Origin of the sequence: Kitasatospora putterlickiae (assembly GCF_039527695.1) — a bacterium.
In the GTDB taxonomy this organism is placed as follows: domain Bacteria; phylum Actinomycetota; class Actinomycetes; order Streptomycetales; family Streptomycetaceae; genus Kitasatospora; species Kitasatospora putterlickiae.
Map to the genome: position 1 here is coordinate 1,461 of NZ_BAAAKJ010000017.1, position 4,944 is coordinate 6,404.

Annotated in this window: 4 protein-coding genes and 1 pseudogene; 1 reads left to right on the forward strand and 4 read right to left on the reverse strand. The window is 75.1% G+C overall.

The window, feature by feature from the left end:
• From ABD308_RS01760 to ligD, 3 genes and pseudogenes are all read right to left on the reverse strand, one after another.
• A pseudogene (locus ABD308_RS01760) lies at positions 1-508 on the reverse strand (aminoglycoside phosphotransferase family protein); the annotation flags it as partial.
• Positions 505-1,155 (reverse strand): GNAT family N-acetyltransferase, encoded by a 651-nt coding sequence (locus ABD308_RS01765; RefSeq protein WP_344324382.1) that lies wholly within the window; start codon positions 1,153-1,155, stop codon positions 505-507. The pseudogene ABD308_RS01760 and the gene ABD308_RS01765, both read right to left, overlap by 4 nt.
• 74 nt (positions 1,156-1,229) lie before the next feature.
• The gene (gene ligD / locus ABD308_RS01770; protein ID WP_344324411.1) at positions 1,230-2,228 is read right to left on the reverse strand and encodes a non-homologous end-joining DNA ligase; all 999 of its coding nucleotides are present in this window, start codon (positions 2,226-2,228) and stop codon (positions 1,230-1,232) included.
• Positions 2,229-2,306: 78 nt separating this feature from the next.
• Between ligD and ABD308_RS01775 the strand changes: the two genes are divergently transcribed.
• Entirely contained in the window at positions 2,307-3,368 is a 1,062-nt protein-coding gene (locus ABD308_RS01775) for an ATP-dependent DNA ligase (RefSeq protein ID WP_344324385.1), read from the forward strand.
• A gap of 12 nt (positions 3,369-3,380) precedes the next feature.
• On the opposite strand, the gene ABD308_RS01780 is transcribed toward ABD308_RS01775, so the two are convergent.
• Positions 3,381-4,700, reverse strand: a complete 1,320-nt coding sequence (locus tag ABD308_RS01780) for a serine hydrolase domain-containing protein (RefSeq protein ID WP_344324388.1) — start codon at positions 4,698-4,700, stop codon at positions 3,381-3,383.
• Positions 4,701-4,944 lie beyond the last annotated feature (244 nt).

A 4,944-nucleotide genomic window follows, 5' to 3' on the forward strand; every position in this document is an offset into this window, starting at 1 on the left:
CCGTCGGCACCCCGGGGGCCCGGCGCCCGGTGAGGTGGAAGAGGAAGTCCAGCCGGTCGGCCAGGGGCGGCAGGTCCACCCCGGCCGCCGGTGCCGATCGCAGCGCGCCCAGGACGCCCGCCACCTCCGCCGGCCGCCAGCCGCGCTCGCGCAGCGACGTCCCCGGGGCGACGTCCGCGAGCAGCAGCGCACCCGATCCGGCGTCGTGCTCCAGCAGCCGCACCACCGACGGGACGCCGCGCCACGCGGACAGCGCCGCCGCCTCCTGCGCGGCCACCGCCGGGTCCGGCGTCAGCTTCAGCCAGACCGCCGCGCCGTCGGCGAGCCGGGCGCAGCGGAACACCCGTGCCGTGCCGCCCCCGCCGGCCGCCCGTACCGCCAGGCCCCGGCGGGCGGCCAGCGCGTCCACCAGGTCCGGCAGCCCCGCGCACCACGCGTGCGCGTCCGGCCCGAACCGCACCACCAGGCGCGCCCGCACCTCCTCGGGGACGGATGCGAGCGTGTTCACGACAGCACCAGCAGGGTCTCCGCGCCCACCGGCCGGTAGCCGGCCGCCTGGAAGGCCCGCACGCTGGTCGCGTTCCCCGGCGCCTGCTGCGACCACACCCGGTCGCCCTCCGGCACCAGGTGCCGGGCCGCCAGCGCCAGCGCCCGCCCGAGACCGCGCCCGCGCGCCGCCTCGTCCACCTCGATCGCGCACTCCCAGCGCCCCGCCACCCCGCGACCGAGCACCAGCACGCCGCGCCCGCCGTCCGCCTCGAACACCCGGACGTCCTCGCGGTAGCGCAGCGCCCGCACCACCCGCGGATGCTCCCGGTCCTCGACCGGGCGAACCGCCGCCGGCGGCGCGCCCGGCAGGCGGTCCGCCACCGTCAGCAGGTCGATGTTGCCGTTCACCCGGCCCGTCCGCTCGGCGAACGCGCTCAGGAACGGCGGACACAGCGGCGCCGCCAGCGGATCGCCCGGCACCGCGGCCAGCGCGGCGCGCACCCAGGCCGGATCCTCGTCCGTGAACACCACCGCGTGCGCGGAGAACGAGACCACCCCCGCCTCGCGCGGCGACGGCTGCGCCACCACCGTCACCGACCCGTCCGTCGGCGGGAACCTCCCGGTCCCCGCGTCCGCCAGGATCTCCCGCAGCCCCCGTGCACCCACTGCCCGCCCGCCCCTCCGTGATCTTCGTGGGGGCCCAGCCTAATCGGACCGGGCCCGATCGGACCGGGCCCGGCTCAGGGCCTCCTGCGCGCCCGGCTCGGCTGGACGCGGGTCGGCTCGCCCGCCGCCTTGGGATGGTCGGGCGGGTACGGCAGCTCGCCGTGCGCACCCTCCGCGACCTGGCGCTCGTACAGCTCCAGCAGCCCCTCCAGGCGGAACGGCTCGTCCTCCATCCCCGCGTGCACGTCGCCCAGCTCCGCGAACCGGGCCGGCAGCGTCCGCAGGTCGAAGTCCTCCGGCAGCACGTCGTCCAGCTCCTCCCAGCGCAGCGGCGCCGAGGCCGTCGCCCTCGGCCGGGCCCGCAGCGAGTACGCCGAGGCGATCGTCCGGTCCCGCGCCATCTGGTTGTAGTCGACGAAGATCCGCTCCCCGCGCTCCTCCTTCCACCACGCCGTGGTCACCCGCCCCGGCAGCCGCCGCTCCAGCTCGCGGCCCAGCGCGATCACCGCGTGCCGTCCGTCCGTGAACGACCACTCCGGCACCAGCGGCACGTACACGTGCAGGCCCCGCCCGCCCGAGGTCTTCGGCCAGCCCCGCAGCCCCTGCTCCTCCAGCACCGCCCGCAGCTCGTGCGCCGCCCGCACCGCGTCCTTGAAGTCCGTGCCCGGCTGCGGATCGAGGTCGATCCGCAGCTCGTCGACGTGCTCGGTGTCCGCGCGCCGCACCGGCCACGGGTGGAACGTCAGACACCCCAGGTTCGCCGCCCAGAGCACCGCCGCCGGCTCCTGCGGGCAGATCTCGTCCGCCGAGCGGCCGCTGGGGAAGGCGATCCGCGCCGTCGACAGCCACTCCGGCAGGCCCTTCGGTGCCCGCTTCTGGTAGAAGAACTCGCCCTCCACCCCGTCCGGGAACCGCTGCAGCGTCGTCGGCCGGTCCCGCAGCCCGCGCAGCACGCCGTCCGCCACCGCCAGGTAGTACTCCGCGACGTCCCGCTTGGTGAACCCGCGCTCCGGGAAGTACACCTTGTCCGGGTTCGACAACCGGACGGTGCGCCCGGCGACATCCAGTTCCACGGCAGAGCCCATGCCTCTCACGCTAAGCTCACCCCGCCCGCCGCGCGCCCCGGCGCGTTCGGCGCGAGGATCGGGACCATGGACCTGCCCGTGATGCCGCCCGTCGCCCCGATGCTCGCCAAGTCCGTCGCGAAGATCCCGCCGGGCATGCAGTACGAGGCCAAGTGGGACGGTTTCCGCACCATCGTGTTCCGCGACCGGGACGAGGTCGAACTCGGCAGCCGCACCGGCAAGCCGCTGACCCGCTATTTCCCCGAACTCGTCGAGGCGCTGCGCCGCGAGACCCCCGGGCGCTGCGTCCTGGACGGCGAGATCGTGATCGCCCGGAACGGCCGGCTGCGTTTCGAGGAACTCCTCGAACGCATCCACCCCGCCGCCAGCCGCGTCAAGCTCCTCGCCGAACGCACCCCCGCCTCCTTCGTGGCCTTCGACCTGCTCGCCCTCGGCGACGAACCGCTCCTCGACCGGCCCCTCGACGCCCGCCGGCGCGCCCTCGAAACCGCCCTCGCCGACGCCGCCGACCCGGTCTTCACCGCCCCCACAACCACCGACCGCGAGCTCGCCGAGACCTGGTTCGCCCAGTACGAGGGCGCCGGCCTCGACGGCGTCGTGGCCAAGCCCCTCGACCAGCCCTACCGGCCCGGCGAGCGCGCCATGTACAAGATCAAGCACGAGCGCACCGCCGACTGCGTGGTGGCCGGCTACCGCGAGCACAAGAGCGGCCCCGTCGTCGGCTCCCTGCTGCTCGGCCTGCACGACGCCGAGGGACGCCTCCAGCACGTCGGCGTCTGCGCCGCCTTCCCGATGGCCCGCCGCCGTGAACTCGTCGAGGAGCTCGCCCCGCTGCGCACCACCGACCTGGCCGGCCACCCCTGGGGCGCCTGGGCCGACGAGGCCGCCCACGCCCAGGCCCGGCTGCCCGGCGCGACCAGCCGCTGGACCGGCGGCAAGGACCTCTCCTGGGTGCCGCTGCGCCCCGAACGCGTCGTCGAGGTCGCCTACGACCACATGGAGGGCACCCGCTTCCGGCACACCGCCCAGTTCCGCCGCTGGCGCCCCGACCGCACGCCCGCGAGCTGCACCTACGAGCAGCTGGAGGAGCCGGTCTCCTACGACCTGGCCCGGGTGCTCGGCGGCTGAGCGCGGCCGGGCTCAGGTCGACGGCTGGGGCGGCGTCGCCGACGAGGACACCTTCACCGACGGTGACGCCTGCGCCGACGGCTCGTCCGCGTCCGCCGGGGCGGCCGGCAGGTCGTAGACGTTCCCCGGCGAGACGACCTCGGTGATCGCCTTCGCGAACAGCGTCGACGGTGCCGAACCCCGGTACTCGACGTCGGTGTTCAGCAGCACCACCAGCGACGCCTGCGCCGACGGCAGGTACACCGCCACCGACTGGTAGCCGGGCAGCGAACCGTTGTGCCCGATCCACCCGTGGTTGTAGAACACCCCCAGCCCGTACCAGGTGCCCGCCACCGTCGACGGCTGCGGCTCCAGGCGCTGCGCCTGCGTCTCCGGTTTCAGCAGCGACCCGGTGGCCAGCGCCTTCGCCCACTTCCGCATGTCCGCCTGGTCCGAGATCGCGGCCCCCGCCGCCCAGCCCCACGACGGGTTCCAGTCGGTGGCGTCCGTGATCGTCCCGTCCGCCGTCTGGTCGGTGTAGCCGCGCGCGTGCGGCTGCGGGAACGCGTTGTCGGTCGGGAACACCGTGCGGTCCAGGTCGGCCGGCTCGAAGACCTCCTTCTTCAGGAACTCCCCGAGGGGTTGCCCGCCCACCTTCTCGATCACCTTGCCCAGCAGCACCGTGTTGGTGTTGGAGTACTCGAACTCGTCGTCCGGCGCGAAGTTCACCGGGTGCCGGAACGCGTACGCGAGCAGCTGGTCGGGGGTGAACGCGCGATGCGGGTCCCCCTGGAGGGTGCGGACGAAGTCCTCGTCGTGGGTGTACGAGAACAGGCCGCTGCGCATGTCGGCCAACTGGCGCAGGGTGATCTTGTCGCCGTTGGGCACGCCCGACTGGTACTTGCCGACCGGGTCGTCCAGCCCGACCTTGCCCTGGTCCACCAGGCGGAGCAGACCGGTGACCGTGAACGTCTTCGTGAGGCTGCCGACGCGCATGTTGAGCCCGGTCACCATGGCGGTGCCCGGCACCCGCTCGGAGACGCCGAAGGCCTTCAGGTACTCGCCCTGCGGCGTCGAGACGCTGACGATCACGCCCGGGACCTGGGCCTGCGTCAGCACCCGTTGCACCGCCGTGTCCAGCTTCGCGGTGACCTCCGACGTCAGCGGCATCGTCGTCCCGCTCGCGGTGGTGGCCGGCGGGGTGGGCGACGGGCTCACCGGGGTGACGGTCGTCCTGGGGGAGGGGCTGGGCGTCGCGGTGGGACTCGCGGCGGCCGGCGGTGGTTCGGACGGCGGGCCGCCCGCGCACCCGGAGGCGGCCAGCAGCCCGGCCAGCGCGAGTACCAGGGCCACGGGGGGCGCGGTCGTGCCTCGCGGCGTCGTCACACGGTTCGTCATCTTCGGGGCGCCTCTCTGGCCGGACGGGCCCGGAGCAGCGCTCCACGGGCCCGCAAGGGGGAGCGTTCGCCACCGTATGCGCCGCTCCGGAGCCCCGCGCGCCCACCGCCCGCCCGCTGGACCGAACGGCCGCACGCGTCAGCCACCCGCCGCAACCCCGCTCGCGCGCCGCCGCCGCGTGCCCCTACGGCGGCCCCCC